Below are 15987 nucleotides of genomic sequence, written 5' to 3' on the forward strand. Positions count from 1 at the left end.
TGAAATAAAACAACTATGTCATCGCATAACGAATCAATATTAAGAGAACCATTGGTGACCGGTAAGGACATCACGTATGCACAAATTACGGATGATATCTTGCTACCGGTTGAGAATAAGCCCAACAAAGCTTGGTGGATAGGTTTTATCGTAGCCGCATGTGGAGCTATGTTATGGGTTATAAGCGTTGGATACACGTTCTGGACAGGTATCGGTGCTTGGGGACTAAACAAAACAGTAGGTTGGGCGTGGGATATTACCGACTTCGTATGGTGGGTAGGTATCGGTCACGCGGGTACGCTGATTTCTGCCGTGCTCTTGTTGTTCCGTCAAAACTGGCGTAACTCGATCAACCGTTCAGCGGAAGCGATGACGATTTTCGCCGTTATCTGTGCCGCAACATACGTAGTAGCGCACATGGGTCGTCCATGGTTAGCGTACTGGATTTTCCCTTTGCCAAACCAATTTGGTTCATTGTGGGTTAACTTCAACTCACCATTGGTATGGGACGCCTTTGCGATCTCAACATATTTCACAGTATCGTTAGTATTCTGGTATTGTGGTTTGTTGCCAGATATCGCTTCTGTGCGTGACCGTGCTACAGGATTAAGAAGAAGAATCTATTCTATATTATCTTTCGGGTGGAATGGTTCGGTGAAGACATGGCAACGTTTTGAAATCGTATCCTTGATCTTGGCCGGTATTTCTACACCGTTGGTACTTTCGGTACACACTATCGTATCCTTCGACTTTGCTACTTCCGTAATTCCGGGATGGCATACGACGATCTTCCCTCCATATTTCGTGGCGGGTGCGATCTTCTCGGGATTTGCGATGGTACAAACCTTATTGTTGATCCTTCGTAAAGTATTAAACTTCGAGCACTACATTACGATGTTCCACATCGAGTCGATGAACAAGATCATCATGGTGACAGGTTCTATCGTAGGTATTGCTTATTTAACTGAGTTGTTTATCGCTTGGTATTCAGGTTCAGAATACGAAATGTATGCCTTTGCAAACCGTGTTGCGGGTCCTTATGCTTGGGCGTACTGGTCGATGATGACTTGTAACGTAATCTCTCCGCAGTTGTTCTGGTTCAAGAAGATTCGTACAAGTATTCCTATCTCATGGGTATTGTCTATCGTGGTAAACATCGGTATGTGGTTTGAGCGTTTCGTGATTATCGTTACCTCACTACACCGTGACTATTTGCCATCATCGTGGGCAATGTTCTACCCTACATGGACTGACGTAGGTATCTTCGTAGGATCTATCGGCTTATTCTTCGTATTGTTCTTATTGTTCTTACGTTTCTTGCCAGGTATTGCGATTGCAGAGGTTAAATTGTTGTTGAAGAGCGCAAGTTTACAACATAAAACTAAGCTGGTTCAAGAAGGTGCATTCCCTGAAGAACAAGTGGAATTCTTTAGAGAATCATTGGATAAATACGATTCGGTTACACAAGAGGATATTAACGCTTTACGTAAAAAATAACAGCAATGAGCAATACAAAATATATAATTGGTAGTTTTGCCGATCCTGATGATTTGATGCACGGGATTGAAAAATTGCAAGCAAACAACATAAGCATATATGATTGTTATACGCCTATGCCTATCCACGGGATAGAAGCTAAGTTGGGCGTAAGACCATCACGCTTGCCGATAGCAGCTTTCTGCTTTGGTGCCTTAGGTGCGACATTAGGTTTTAGCTTACTCTACTATACAATGGCTTATGATTGGCCTATGAATATCGGTGGTAAGCCATCATTGCCATTACCAAACTTTGTACCTGTGACATTCGAGTGTACTATTTTATTATGTGCATTGGGTATGGTTGCAACTTTCTTTTTCCGCAACCACCTGTTCCCGGGCCGTGCACCTCGAGTGATGGATTTGAGAGCTACAGACGATCGTTTTATTTTAGCAGTTGACGCTCGTGAAAATACAGATCATGCTTTGGTTGACAGATTATTAAAAGAAGCTGGAGCAGTAGAAGTTAAGTACAATGAAAGAAAATATGTTAGTTATGAATAAGAAGAATTTTCTTGGCGCTGTATGTATGGCTGTAGCTTTCGCAGCAGTAACTACTGCTTGTGGGGATGGTACTACGCGTAGTACTGGTTGGGAATTTTCGCGCAACATGTACGATCCTATAGCATACAATCCTGATCAGCCAAACAATAATTTTAAAAATAAACAAACAGCTCAAACTCCTCCAGCAGGTACCTTGCCACAGGGATTTGAAAAGTTTGGTGAAGAATACGCTAATACACCTGAGGACTATGAAAGAGCGGGACGTGAGTTGACAAACCCACTTCCTGTGAATGAGAAAAACCTGGCAGAGGGTGAGCACCTATATTTGGTGAACTGTGCTGTATGTCATGGTAAAGAAGGTAAGGGTGATGGTTCGATTACAAAGGATCGTACGGTGACCGATTCAAGAGGTACTCGTCAATTGGAGAACTTCCCGAATCCTCCAGCGTACACCAGATCTAGTGGAGCCAACTCGTCAAGAGGTGGATTAATGGCAGATTTGACTGCCGGAAAGATTTATCATACTATTTACTACGGTTTGAATGCAATGGGATCGCACGCATCTCAATTGAATCCTGAAGAGCGTTGGAAAGTAGTTATGTATGATTCAAGAATTACAAAAGAAATAATCTAACATCAATTTAATAAATGGGAACTCACAATCATCATCACGATTATAATTTCAGCGAGCAATATACATTTGCTGGTACAGCGAAGGTTGTTAGCTTAGTTGCTGTTGTATTAGGTGTTGCTACCATTGCATATGGTCTTTCTACCGGTGATACAACGCGCACTTTCGCAAACCTACTATTGATGGGATATTATTTTGCTTGTGTATGTGCTGCTGGTGCCTTCTTTATAGCGCTTCAGATGGTTACTCAATCTGGATGGTCAGTAGGTATGCTGCGCATTCCTCAAGCTATGGCAAGTGTTTTACCTATCGCCGCAATAGTATTGTTTGTTATTGCTGCTGCTGGATTAAACACACATACGTTGTATCATCACTGGGCAGATCCAGAGCTATTGGATACTAACAGCCCTAAGTATGATCCAATCATTGCTGGTAAGTCGGCTTTCTTGAATGTTCCTGCATTCTTGATCCGTCAGATCTTATTCATGGGATCTTACAGCATCTTTGCATTCATCATCGCTAAATTATCTTACAAAGAAGATTTAGAAGGTGGTCTTAACTCCTATAAGAGAAGCTTCAAATTATCAGCTATCTTCTTAGTAATCTTTGGTTTCACTACGCCTATATGGTCTTTCGATACTATCATGTCATTGGAGGCACACTGGTTCTCTACAATGTTCGGATGGTACAATTTTGCGGCTATGTGGGTAAGCGGTATCGCTGCTATCGTAGTAATCCTTGTTTTATTGAAGAAAGCAGGCTACATGGCATGGGTTAACGAGAACCACTTGCATGATTTGGGTAAACTTATGTTCGGTTTCTCAATTTTCTGGACATATGTATGGTTTGCTCAGTTCATGTTGATTTGGTACTCAAACATTCCGGAAGAGACTGTTTACTTCTACAAACGTTGGGAGCCTGAGTACAAACCTTGGTTCTGGCTAAGCATTGTTATCAACTTCTTGGCGCCATTGCTAATCTTAGTTGATAGAGACGCTAAACGTAAACAAAACATCATGTTGTTCGTAGCGATCTTATTGTTGTGCGGACATTGGTTAGATTATTATATTATGGTTATGCCTGGTACTGTTGAGGCTGACAGACACTTCGGATTGATTGAAATAGGTACTGCTATTGGTTTCGCCGGTCTGTTTACTTTCTTGGTAATGAACAAGATCAGTAAGCATGCCTTGGTTCCTAAGCATCATCCATTCCTTGATGAAAGCTTAAACCATCAGATATAATTATAATATAGATTGAAGCATTTACGTTCAAACGTTTATATAAGAAATGAATTTAAAAAGTAATATCGGGTTAAAATCCATAGCGGGTTTACTACTATTAATCAGCATGTTTTTTGCATCGCCGGTATCGGCAGTGCAAAGTGATTCTACAGTAGTTGACACAACAGCAGTAGCTGCTGCTCCTGCTACGACGGTAGATAGCGCTGCTGCAACGACAGATTCAGCTGCTACGTCTGCGGTGGAAGCATCATCAAGTGATGCTAGCGCTGCCGCTACTACTACAACAACTACAGAAGAGGTGAAGAAAATTGACCCTCAGGTTTACAAAAACTTCTTCTACTATGTGTTGTTATTCTTGGTAGTATGTACAATTATTGCCATAATCGGTAAGATTCATTCGATTTATGTGCTGACAAGAAAAATGAACGGTAAACACAACGAGTATGCTAACAACAACTTGCAAGCTGGTTTGTTTATCGCGTTCCTAGTTGTTTTCTTAGGCGGTGTTTACTATACATACGATGTTTGGGGTAGCTGGGCTTGGAGAGATGCTGTTACGGAGCATGGTAAGGATATCGACCGTATGTTTATCATCACATTGGCGATTACCACGACAGTATTGGTGTTGACACACATCGTTCTATTGTCTTTCACTTACATTTATAGAGCTCGTGCTAAACGTAAAGCTTACTACTACCCACATAATGATGCTATCGAAAGATTGTGGACTATCGTTCCGGCAATCGTTTTGACTGTGTTAGTGTTGTTCGGTTTCTTTACTTGGAGATCTATCACCAACATTCCTGAGGAATTGCAGAAAGAAGCTATCCAAATTGAAGTATTAGCTGAGCAATTCAAATGGAACATCCGATACCCAGGTGTTGACGGTCAGATTGGTAAGCGCAACTATAAGTTGACTACACCATCAAACCCTTACGGTATCGACTTCAATGATAAAGCGGCGTGGGACGATTTACAGACTGATGATATCGTTATCCCTGTAAATAAATCAGTTCGTTTCCATGTTCTTTCAAAAGACATTATCCACTCATTCTATATTCCAGATTTCCGTGTGCAGATCAACGCGGTACCAGGTATGACCAACTATTTCCAATTTACGCCAACTGTAACTACAGAAGAGATGCGTGATAAGTTGAACGATCCGAATTACGACTTTATCATGTTGTGTAACAAAATCTGTGGTTCTGGTCACTACAATATGGGTAAAAAGGTAATTGTTGTTACCGAAGCTGAATATAAGGAGTGGTTAGCAAAACAAGGGAAATACTTCACTGAAGATTTGCAGAAAGAATTTGCTGCTAATAACGTTGAATTGGAAGGTGCTAAAACAGCTTCAGTAAATTAATTATAGAGGATTTTTTATAAAGTAATATGTCAAGTACAGTTATATCACACGACGCAGCTCATCACGATGGACATGGACATCACCATGAGACGTTCCTAACTAAATATGTATTTAGTCAGGACCACAAGATGATTGCGAAGCAATTCTTGATCACTGGTATCATTATGGCGCTTTTCGCCATGGCTTTATCACTTTTGTTCCGTATCCAATTGGCGTGGCCAGACAAAGAATTCCCTATTTTAGAGGTGTTCTTAGGAAAATGGGCAGAAGGTGGTCGTATCAAACCTGATTTCTTTTTGTCATTAGTTACTATTCACGGTACTATGATGGTATTCTTCGTATTGACTGCGGGGCTATCAGGTACTTTCAGTAACTTGTTGATTCCATATCAAATAGGTGCCCGTGATATGGCGTCTCCTTTGATGAACATGTTGTCCTACTGGTTCTTCTTGGTGGCGTGTGTTATCATGGTAGCGTCTTTCTTTGTAGAAAGTGGTCCTGCTTCAGCGGGATGGACTATCTATCCTCCTTTGTCCGCCGTTCCTACTGCAATTGCAGGTTCGGGATTGGGTATGACCTTATGGTTGGCTAGTATGGTATTGTTTATCGCTTCTCAGGTATTGGGTGGTGTAAACTATATCTCTACTATATTGAACATGCGTACCAAAGGTATGGACCTTTGGAAAATGCCTTTGACTATCTGGGCGTTCTTCCTTACGGCTATCGTAGGTTTGTTATCGTTCCCAGTATTGGTGTCGGCAGCGGTATTGTTAATTTTCGACCGTTCTGTTGGTACGTCGTTCTACTTGTCAGACTTAGTTGTTCAAGGACAGATCTTACCTAATGAAGGTGGTTCTCCTATCTTGTTCCAGCACTTATTCTGGTTCTTAGGTCACCCTGAGGTATATATCGTAGTAATGCCTGCGTTAGGTTTGACGTCAGAAGTTATTTCTACAAACGCTCGTAAGCCTATCTTCGGTTACCATGCCATGGTTTACTCTTTAGTAGGTATTACAGTGTTGTCATTCATCGTATGGGGTCACCACATGTTCGTAACAGGTATGAACCATTCTTGGGTGGTGTATTTATGATCACTACCTTGATTATCGCTGTTCCTTCTGCGGTGAAATCGTTCAATTATATGGCTACATTGTGGAGAGGTAACATTCGTTTCACTCCGGCGATGATGTTTGCCATCGGTATGGTGTCGTTTTTCATCTCAGGAGGTTTGACAGGTCTATTCTTAGGTAACGCTACGTTGGATATCAACCTTCACGATACATACTTTGTAGTAGCTCACTTCCACTTAGTGATGGGTTCAGCTTCTATCTTCGGTATGTTGTGTGGGGTTTATCACTGGTATCCTAAGATGTTTGGTAGAATGATGAACGAGAAGTTAGGATATTTCCACTTCTGGTTGACATTCATCGGTGCTTACCTGGTGTTCTTCCCAATGCACTTTATGGGTGTGGATGGTGTTCCTCGTCGTTACTATGCTTTTACAGAGTTTGCCTTCATGGAAAAATGGGTATCAGTAAACGTATTGGTAACATGGGCGGCTATCATTGCGGGTCTAGGACAGATAGCTTTCTTGATTAACTTCTTCGGTTCTATCTGGAAAGGTAAGAAAGCTACTCAAAACCCTTGGAATTCGAACACATTGGAATGGACTACTCCTGTAGAGCATATCCACGGTAACTGGCCTGGAGAAATTCCTACAGTATATCGTTGGCCTTATGACTACAGTAAACCAGGTCACCACGAAGATTTCATTCCTCAGACTGTTCCTTTCTCTGAGACTATGAGTTCGAATATGTATCACGACTTCGAAGGAGATGAAGAAGCGATCCGTATTCAGGAGCAGTGGAACAAAGAAAATAATAGAGTAGTAGAAGGTTAGGTCTTGGGCCTATCCTTCTATTACAAAATATTTTGAATTGACATAAAGAGAGAGTAATGTATCCAGCAGGTGAAAAAAGATTTATAAATGCTAATAGATTCACTATTATCGTCTTATTTCTTGTCATCATTGCTGGAGGTGTGGTGAGAAGTACTGGCTCAGGAATGGGATGCCCCGACTGGCCGAAATGTTTCAACCGCATTGTGCCGCCTACCGACATAAGCCAGCTGCCCGAAGGTTATGAGCAGCATTATGTGGAAGGAAGGATAAAGAAGAACGAACGTTTTGCCAAGCTGATAGAACGTTTGGGCTTCGCGGAAATGGCAGATAAGATTCGACATGATGAATCCATCAAGCAGCATGAGGACTTTAATGTTGCGAAAACATGGACAGAATATATCAACCGTTTGGTTGGTGTCGTTTCAGGTTTTGCTTTACTTTTCACAGCCTTTTATTCCTTCATTTATGTCAAGTCAAAACCATCTATTGTAGTTTGGAGCGTTCTTAATGTATTGTTTGTAGTTCTTCAAGCTTGGTTGGGATCTATTGTTGTATCTACCAACTTGATGCCTTGGATTATTACAGTACATATGTTGTTAGCATTGTTAATAGTAGGAGTGAGTATTTATACATTCTATCTTGCTACGACAATGCGCAATAAAAAGATTTTGGTCAATTATCCTTCTACCGGACTGAAGGTTCTGGCTATCATATCCTTGATTATTACGATTGTTCAAGTGGTATATGGCACCGAAGTGCGGGAGATTATTGACCAGCTGAATGTGAAAGGACTTCCTCGCGAGCAATGGATAGAATCGATAGGTGTCAATTATGACATCCACAGAATGCTTGCGTATGTTACTCTTTTGATTACTGTGTTATTTTTCTTCTTGGTGAAAAATAGATTCAGTAAATCGTCACTACAGAGTAAATATGCATGGGTAATATTGATATTGGTAGGAATACAAATGTTGTCTGGAATAATATTAGTTAGATTTGCAGTTCCAGCTTTTGTTCAGACAACACATCTAGTAATTGCAAGTTTGTTTTTCGGAGCTCAGTATTATTTGATGCTGTTGATGACGAAGCTGAAAAGGTAGATAATGGTAATTGTCGCCGGAGGATAAGGAGTAAGGAAGTCAAATGAAAACTTTTATTTCAGATTTTAACAAGCTTGTCAAATTACGATTGACGTTAACTGTTGTTTTTTCTGCTTCCATATCGTTTTTGATGGGAGCGAAGCAGCAGGGTGAAATAATGTGGATCAACTGGTTGATGCTGACGATAGGCGGTTTCTTGGTGACGGGAGCGGCAAACGGCTTCAACGAGATTATAGAGAAAGACATAGATAAGCTGATGAAGCGCACTATGGACCGTCCTTTGCCGGCGGAGCGTATGACTACAGGTCAGGCGCTAGTACTAAGTGTTCTTATGGGCATTTTAGGTACTATGGTGTTGGTGAAGCTTAACTTTGTGGCGGGCTTGCTTTCTGTGTTCTCTATCTTTTTGTATGCTTTTGCCTATACACCGTTGAAACCAAAGTCGCGGATTGCCGTATTGGTGGGTGCTATTCCGGGAGCTTTGCCTCCGCTGATAGGATATTTTGCAGCTTTTGAATCTTTAGGATTCGGATTAGCCTATACGGAAGTCAATGAATATGCTATCGTCGTGACGCCGTTCATATTGTTCTTGATCCAGTTTTTCTGGCAATATCCTCATTATTGGGCTATTGCTTGGGTTGCGGATGAGGACTACAAGCGGGCGGGCATCAGGCTGTTACCATCACTGGAGAAGGATAAAGTTTCTGCTTGGTTTATCTTTATCTCTTCGTTGCTGATGATTCCGGTAGGTTTTCTGCCTATGTATTTCGGCTTCGGAGGATGGGTATTTACAGCAGTAGCGTTACTAGGGGGGCTGGCCTTCACTTGGTATGGTTACAAGCATCTGGTGGAACGCACCGACATGTCGGCGAAGAAAGTGATGTATATATCGTTTCTTTATCTGCCTTTGATTCAATTAATATTATTATTTGATTTTATTCCTTTCAAATAACGTAAATGGAAGTGAACGACATAAAATTGGAAGAACTACGTAAACAGCGTAAGGCCAAGAAATTCAACCTTTGGTTGGGTATGATTGGTATGTTTATGATGTTTGCAGCTCTTTCAAGTGGATTTATTGTGTATACGGCGAGTGGGGTAGACAAAGGAATTAAAACTATTTTGCCTCAGACATTTGTTTACAGTACAATAGTTATTATCCTTAGTAGCGTTACTTTGCATATGGCTTTTAAGGCTGCGAAGGTTAACAATTTGGCTAAGCAAAAACTATTGTTGTTAGCAACGATTGTTTTAGGCATTGTGTTCTTTGTATTGCAAGTACAGGCTTGGGGGATATTGACAAGTCAGGGGGTGTATTTTATCAATAATAATGCATCATCAGTCTTTTATCTATATTTTTACGGGCTTGCACTTAGCGCACATTATTGCAGGAATATTGGTGCTGTTGCGTGCCTATGTAGGTGCGGCGAAGCCTATTCCACAAGACAATAATGTGTTTAGAATGGATCTAGCGACAATTTTTTGGCATTTTCTTAGATCTTTTATGGATTTATATATATGTTTTCTTACTTTTGAATCAATAATAGTAAACAATGAGTACAACAACTGTATCGCACTTGGATAAGGTTAAAGACGGGCCATGGTCAGGTGGTAAGTCGCCTTGGAATTTAGAGTATGGAAAGATCATGATGTGGTTTTTCCTAATTTCAGATGCTTTTACATTTTCAGCATTCTTAATTTATTATGGTGCTCAAAAATTTGCGCAACCTACATGGATTGATGCGGACAAAATTTTCCAATCTGTTCCGGGGATTGCTGATTCAGGGCAACCATTGGTGTTCGTAGGTATTATGACATTCATTTTGATTATGTCATCGGTAACTATGGTGTTGGCTGTAGAAGCGGGACACAGAAATTCTAAACAAGAGGTCGTGAAATGGATGTTGTGGACCATCTTAGGCGGTTTATGTTTCATAGGCTGTCAGGCTATTGAGTGGTCACACTTGCACCACCAAGGATTCTGGTTCGGAAGAAACCCTGCTACAGGTTTGACTGATCCGGATGCTATTGCAGCTGCCTTGCAACCATACTTCACTAAAGAGATTTCGTACACAGCAGCATTGCAATTCTCTAACTTATTCTTCACTATTACTGGTTTCCACGGCTTCCACGTATCCATAGGGATATTGTTGAACATCATCGTGCTTTTCATGACTTTAAACAACACTTTCGAAAGAAGAGGTACTTACCTAATGATTGAGAAAGTAGGTTTATACTGGCACTTCGTGGATTTAGTGTGGGTATTCGTATTTACATTCTTCTACTTAATCTAATTTGTGGACTTATAATTTTTATAAATAGAAAATGGCACATCACGATCATATAGCAGCACATGATGCTCACGAGCACGGTGAAGGCATGGACAAAAAACGCATTTGGAGTGTATTCTTTGTGTTGTTAGCATTGACAGCATTGGAATTCTTAATTGCGTTGGGATTTGTTCATCACTGGGGTATCTTACAAAAAGGTGCTTTGGTTAATACTATCTATATTGCATTGACGTTGTTGAAAGCTTACTACATTGTAGCATTCTTCATGCACTTGAAATTCGAGAAATCTAGTTTCATCGTCATCTGTAGTATAGTCTTTATTTTCATTGTTTACTTCATCGCTTTATTGTTGATTGAAGGCGGTTATTTGTTGCATCATTTCAATGAACATCCGCTTTATCCTAACAAGTAATAATGACTAAAATCTCAAACAAGAGAAATATATCAAAGCTTATAATCCTGGCAATGGTTTTACTGGTGCCAGGATTTTTGTATATAGCCATTAATAAAATCGCTTCGAATCAATATCTGAAGCTGCCTATATATGGTGAGAAAACCTTGTCTGGTAAGATGAACCGTAAGATGGGACGTGAAATTCCTGACACGGTATATCATCAGATCAGGCCGGTAGCGTTATACGACAGCGAAGGGAAAGCTTCAAAATTTTTGCAGGAAGATACGGTGATTACCGTGGTACATCTATTTGTTGCTAAGGACGACGGTTTATCCAAAACCTTGTTGACCAGCGTGCAGCCTGTGGTGGAGCGCTTCAGAAATATTCATAAAGTGAAATTTTATTCTATCTCATTGAATCCTGAAGAATCCCGAGAGGATCTTGCATATATCCAAAAATCATATGCGCGTCAATATCCAGATACCTGGTTTATTGTAAGGCCGGATTCTGCTATCTTTGACTATGTGCAGGATAACTTTTTGATCGATGCGCATCAAAATGCTGATGGAAGCTATATTTTTAGCAACAATTATATTTTGATAGACACACAACGACGTATTAGAGGTTTTTACGACATCAACCAATACAAGGAGATGGAACGCTTGGAGGATGAGATTAAGGTTCAGTTGGTTGAAGAGGCGCGAAACAGACCTCTTAAAATAGAACAAAAATAATCATGGGAATGACAGAAGCAGAAAAAAAGTATAAGAACATTATCTGGATATTATCGATATTGATTCCTTTGGCTGTGGCAGCCCTATTTGTCATCAACCTTAGAAAGATGGGGTATGATGTGCAGCCTTTATCATTCTTGCCTCCTATCTATGCTTCCATCAATGGACTGACGGCGGTATTGCTTGTGTGGGCGGTATCGGCGGTAAAGAAGGGTAATACATCGTTGCATGAGACCTTGATCAAGGTGTGTATGGCATGTTCTAGTTTATTCTTATTGATGTACGTGGCATACCATATGACTTCGGATTCTACACCTTACGGAGGCGAAGGTTTCATCCGTTATGTATACTACTTCATATTGTTCACGCATATTGTGCTATCTATAGCCATTATTCCTTTCGTGTTGTTCACTTTCGTGAGAGGAATAGCTGGGGCTTATGAAAGACATAAGAAGCTGGCGAGGATAACCTATCCTATGTGGTTGTATGTAGCTGTGACAGGCGTGATCGTCTATCTTATGATTTCTCCTTATTATAATCATTAAGCGTATGAGCAGAGTGTGGATATATCAGGCTGACAGATTTCTTGAAGAATCTGAAGTTAAGGAAATAGAAAAGCTGTCGGCAGAATTTGTTGCTTCTTGGACGGCGCATGGTACGCCTCTGGCAGGAAAGATCACTGTCGTTGACAAACTTTTCCTTGTGGTGGAGGTGGATGAGGCCGTAGCTTTGGTGACAGGATGTTCTATAGATAAGTCAGTGCATTTTATAAAAGGACTGGGAGAGAAGTTCGGAGTGGACTTCTTCGACAGACTATGGGTGGCGTATATCGATGAAGAGGGTAAGACAGCTCTAGTGCGAAGAGAAGAATTCGAGGAAATGGTAAATAGCGGTAAAGTGCAGGAAGACACCTTGGTATATAACCATCTGATCCAAAACTCTGAGGAGCTGGCTTCCAAGTGGAAAATCCCTTTTTCACAAAGCTGGCATTATAGGGTGTTTAAATAAAATCGAAAGTGTAAGAACTATCAAATCTCCTTGAGACTATAAAACGAGAGAGGATGAATTGAGAGAAGGGAAGGAAAAAGCGGTGATTTTCACCGCTTTTTTATTATAGTGTAGTTTTTGGTGCTGCAGAAAGGATTTCTTCGTTGGCGTGCTGTTCGTACTGTTTGAAGTTGTTGACAAAGAGTTTTGCCAGCTCTATGGCCTGCTTATCATATTCTTCTTTGTCGTCCCAAGTGTTGCGAGGGTTCAGCACTTCGGCAGGCACACCGGGACAAGACTGCGGTTTCAGTACGCCAAAGACCTCGTGGGCCACATATTCCACGTTGTCCAAATCACCACGCATGGCTGCATTAATCATTGCCCTTGTATATTTGAGGTTCATGCGCTTACCCACACCATACTTACCGCCGGTCCATCCCGTATTTACCAACCACACGTTTACGTCCGGATGCTTTTCGAGCTTTTCCCCCAATAGTTCGGCATACTGCGTAGGGTGAAGCGGCAAGAATACGCGACCAAAACAAGCTGAGAAGGTTGTCTGAGGCTCCGTAACACCTACTTCTGTTCCCGCCACCTTGGCAGTATATCCTGAGATGAAGTGGTACATAGCCTGTGCTTTGGTAAGCTTGGCGATAGGAGGAAGGATGCCAAAGGCATCGCAGGTCAGGAAGAAAATGTTTTTAGGATTTCCTCCCAAGGATGGCACCTTAGCGTTGGGGATATAGTCTATGGGATATGCTACACGAGTTATTTTCGGTGATGGAGGTATTGGAAAAGTCAACCACGTTGCTGTTTTCGAAGAATACCACGTTTTCTAGCAGGGCTCCGGGACGTATAGCCCCATAGATTTCGGGTTCTTTTTCGGCGCTGAGGTCTACGACTTTGGCGTAACAACCTCCTTCGAAATTAAATACCGACCTTCTGCCCATCCGTGTTCATCATCTCCGATAAGGCTTCTGTTGGCATCGGCCGACAAGGTGGTCTTTCCTGTACCACTCAATCCGAAGAAAAGTGAAACGTCGCCATCTTTACCTTCGTTGGCCGAGCAGTGCATCGGCAGAATGTTGTATTGATGAGGCAGGATGAAGTTCAGTACCGAGAAGATACCTTTTTTCATCTCACCGGTATAGGCGGAGCCCCCGATGAGGATGACTTTCTCCGTGAAATTTAATATGGTGAAGTTCCCTGATCTTGTTCCATCCACAGCAGGGTCGGCAAGGAATTCAGGAACTTGAAGTATAATCCATTCTTTTTCAAAAGAAGAGAGTTCTTCTTCCGATGGAGAGATGAAAAGATTATTGCAGAAAAGGTTAGCCCATGGGGTGGTGTTGATTACTGTAACATTGATTCTGTAATTTTTGTCTGCTCCGGCAAAGCAATGTCTCACCCAGATGTCTTTCCCTTGCAAGAAAGCTTTCATCTTAGTATATAGGTTATGAAACACCTCCTCCGATATGGGAAGGTTGACGTCTCCCCAGTCTATGGTATGTGCCGTAATACTGTCTTTAACGATAAACTTGTCTTTAGGCGAACGGCCAGTGAACTTTCCTGTAGTGACGCATAGGGCCCCTAGGTCGTTCAGCTTTCCCTGACCCAAATCCAATGTCTGTTGGGTTAACGTTTGATTATCAAGATTGAAGTAAACTTTTCGGGCGATAATGCCCATTTCTGTTAAGTCGATTAAATCGCTCTTTGAGCCAGCATCTAATCTCTCCATGATCATAAAGTGTTTAATTTTAAGGCTAAGGTATAGAGTTATGCCAGCTGTAACTTAACTTCTTTTATTTTTATGATTTTTTTTGCGATGTCTGGATTTCGTTGGATTTTTCTTCTGTAATCAAAACGATTATTAAAAATCGTTTTTTAATTCAAAGCCAGAATTAATAATAATTTAATTCCGGCTCCAAAATCTTTTAATCCAAATTCATAAAAAAGACAAAATATGTTTATTTTTTGTCAATAGCATAAGACCCTGCTCCCGTGATAACCAACGCTATGAGAACGAGCATGAGTTCCAAGGGGTGGGAAGCGGCTGCTAGCGAATCTCCTTTGCTAAGATGGCTGATGAATGCGATGAGCATGGTAAATGCCAACACGGCTGCCGAAGGTCTCAAAAATAAACCTAAAATGACAAAAAGTGCTCCCACGGTTTCGGCCATGGTGGCGGCAAAACCCCAAAAGGGGGTAAAAAAATGTATACCTATATTGCTCATTGCTGCCCCAATTTTTTCCCAGACTTCGGGCCCTTTCATAAGTTTGGGTATCCCGTGAAAGGCTAGCATGCTGCCTCCCACGGTCACACGTATAAGCAATAAGCCTATGTCGATTTGTTTTCTGCGTGATGAACGGCTCATGATTTATATTGTATGTTTACGTTTGACTCATCGACTGTCAGGACAATTTCTTTGCCAAAGGTCAGAGCTCTATTGTCTTCGATATGTCCTGCCGGACAGCCGAAAGCTACGGGATAATCGTATTCTTTGACCTTGTCGAAGATAATCTCCTGGAAGCTTTGCCCAAAGGGAGGGTCGTAGTCTTTCAGTTCGGTGAAGCCTCCGACGATAAGCCCTTTAAGTTTTTGCAGGCGGCCGGCTCTTTTCAAGGTCCACAGCATACGGTCTATGTTGTAGAGCGATTCTCCGACATCTTCGATAAAGAGAATCTTGCCTTCATAATCTACTTCGGATGGTGAGCCTATGATGCTGTGTAGCAATGCCAGATTTCCTCCGGTGAGGATAGCTTCCGCCGTTCCCTGGCGATGAGGAAACTCAGAAAAAGTATAGCTGATGTGGTTCGGCAGGCCGAAAAGAGCATTTTTCAGACTTTCCAGCGATTCTTTGGTGGCATCGAGGAAAGTTTTCACCATCTGGCCATGAATTACGGGAACGCCGAACTGCTGCTGTATATGGCTCAATATCACGGTCACATCGCTGAAGCCCACCATCCACTTCGGATTTTTACGGAAGGCGGAGAAGTCTATGCTATCGATGATACGTATACATCCATAGCCACCACGCCCTGCAATGACGGCCTTAATTTCGGGATTGTCGAGAGCTTCCTGCAGGTCTTTGGTACGAAGTTCATCTTCCCCGGCAAACTGGTAATGCTGTGCCAATACCGAATCATAAATGACCGGTTGTAGTCCCCAACTTTTCAATATGTCGTAAGCCGGCGTAAGGTCCGCCTCAATATAACTGGCGGGACATAGTACGGCAACTTTATCTCCTTCTTTTAGATATGGAGGAATGTTCATATTCAATTTGTTAGTGCTTTTTAATAC

General features: G+C 41.6%; 16 protein-coding genes and 2 pseudogenes. 14 read left to right on the forward strand and 4 right to left on the reverse strand.

The window, feature by feature from the left end; genetic code table 11:
• Window positions 1-15 precede the first annotated feature (15 nt).
• The 14 genes and pseudogenes from nrfD to SD31_RS04415 all read left to right on the forward strand — a co-directional run bounded on the left by nrfD (window position 16) and on the right by SD31_RS04415 (window position 12707).
• Window positions 16-1497, forward strand: coding sequence for an NrfD/PsrC family molybdoenzyme membrane anchor subunit (gene nrfD, locus SD31_RS04350; RefSeq protein ID WP_039053235.1), 1482 nt, complete (start codon window positions 16-18; stop codon window positions 1495-1497).
• 5 nt (window positions 1498-1502) lie between these two features.
• Window positions 1503-2039 (forward strand): DUF3341 domain-containing protein, encoded by a 537-nt coding sequence (locus SD31_RS04355; RefSeq protein WP_039053236.1) that lies wholly within the window; start codon window positions 1503-1505, stop codon window positions 2037-2039.
• A complete protein-coding gene (locus SD31_RS04360; RefSeq protein ID WP_410528231.1) occupies window positions 2032-2673 on the forward strand; it encodes a cytochrome c in 642 nt (213 codons plus the stop codon). The genes SD31_RS04355 and SD31_RS04360 overlap by 8 nt, the downstream gene beginning before the upstream one ends.
• A 14-nt stretch (window positions 2674-2687) precedes the next feature.
• Complete coding sequence (locus tag SD31_RS04365) at window positions 2688-3914, forward strand: hypothetical protein (protein ID WP_039053238.1); 1227 nt, start codon at window positions 2688-2690, stop codon at window positions 3912-3914.
• Between the two features lie 46 nt (window positions 3915-3960).
• Window positions 3961-5280: a cytochrome c oxidase subunit II gene (locus SD31_RS04370; protein ID WP_052258650.1), complete on the forward strand. Its 1320-nt coding sequence runs from the start codon at window positions 3961-3963 to the stop codon at window positions 5278-5280.
• Window positions 5281-5408: 128 nt separating this feature from the next.
• Window positions 5409-7180, forward strand: a pseudogene (locus tag SD31_RS04375) (cbb3-type cytochrome c oxidase subunit I).
• A 56-nt stretch (window positions 7181-7236) separates the two neighbouring features.
• Complete coding sequence (locus tag SD31_RS04380) at window positions 7237-8280, forward strand: COX15/CtaA family protein (protein WP_039053240.1); 1044 nt, start codon at window positions 7237-7239, stop codon at window positions 8278-8280.
• A gap of 43 nt (window positions 8281-8323) precedes the next feature.
• Window positions 8324-9232, forward strand: a complete 909-nt coding sequence (cyoE, locus tag SD31_RS04385) for a heme o synthase (RefSeq protein ID WP_039053241.1) — start codon at window positions 8324-8326, stop codon at window positions 9230-9232.
• Between the two features lie 5 nt (window positions 9233-9237).
• The gene (locus SD31_RS04390; protein ID WP_231561160.1) at window positions 9238-9732 is read left to right on the forward strand and encodes a heme-copper oxidase subunit III; all 495 of its coding nucleotides are present in this window, start codon (window positions 9238-9240) and stop codon (window positions 9730-9732) included.
• A gap of 101 nt (window positions 9733-9833) precedes the next feature.
• Window positions 9834-10574, forward strand: a complete 741-nt coding sequence (locus SD31_RS04395) for a cytochrome c oxidase subunit 3 (RefSeq protein WP_039053242.1) — start codon at window positions 9834-9836, stop codon at window positions 10572-10574.
• Window positions 10575-10605: 31 nt separating this feature from the next.
• A complete protein-coding gene (locus SD31_RS04400; RefSeq protein WP_039053243.1) occupies window positions 10606-10983 on the forward strand; it encodes a cytochrome C oxidase subunit IV family protein in 378 nt (125 codons plus the stop codon).
• 53 nt (window positions 10984-11036) lie between these two features.
• Window positions 11037-11699, forward strand: coding sequence for a photosynthetic protein synthase I (locus SD31_RS04405; RefSeq protein ID WP_156138197.1), 663 nt, complete (start codon window positions 11037-11039; stop codon window positions 11697-11699).
• Window positions 11700-11707: 8 nt separating this feature from the next.
• On the forward strand, window positions 11708-12244 hold the full coding sequence (locus tag SD31_RS04410) for a DUF420 domain-containing protein (protein WP_231561161.1): 537 nt from the start codon (window positions 11708-11710) through the stop codon (window positions 12242-12244).
• A 4-nt stretch (window positions 12245-12248) separates the two neighbouring features.
• Window positions 12249-12707 (forward strand): hypothetical protein, encoded by a 459-nt coding sequence (locus tag SD31_RS04415; protein WP_039053246.1) that lies wholly within the window; start codon window positions 12249-12251, stop codon window positions 12705-12707.
• A 103-nt stretch (window positions 12708-12810) separates the two neighbouring features.
• Here SD31_RS04415 and SD31_RS18375 read toward each other — a convergent pair whose 3' ends face one another.
• The 4 genes and pseudogenes from SD31_RS18375 to SD31_RS04430 form a co-directional block, all read right to left on the reverse strand.
• Entirely contained in the window at window positions 12811-13488 is a 678-nt protein-coding gene (locus tag SD31_RS18375; RefSeq protein WP_231561162.1) for a phosphoenolpyruvate carboxykinase (ATP), read from the reverse strand.
• Window positions 13415-14430: pseudogene (locus SD31_RS18385) on the reverse strand (phosphoenolpyruvate carboxykinase (ATP)). Before SD31_RS18385 ends, SD31_RS18375 begins: the two are co-directional and overlap by 74 nt.
• A gap of 223 nt (window positions 14431-14653) precedes the next feature.
• Window positions 14654-15061: a DoxX family protein gene (locus tag SD31_RS04425; RefSeq protein WP_039053247.1), complete on the reverse strand. Its 408-nt coding sequence runs from the start codon at window positions 15059-15061 to the stop codon at window positions 14654-14656.
• Window positions 15058-15960, reverse strand: coding sequence for an LD-carboxypeptidase (locus tag SD31_RS04430; RefSeq protein WP_039053248.1), 903 nt, complete (start codon window positions 15958-15960; stop codon window positions 15058-15060). The genes SD31_RS04425 and SD31_RS04430 overlap by 4 nt, the downstream gene beginning before the upstream one ends.
• Window positions 15961-15987: the final 27 nt, after the last annotated feature.

The organism is Sphingobacterium sp. T2, from assembly GCF_000814685.1.
Lineage (GTDB): Bacteria > Bacteroidota > Bacteroidia > Sphingobacteriales > Sphingobacteriaceae > Sphingobacterium > Sphingobacterium thermophilum.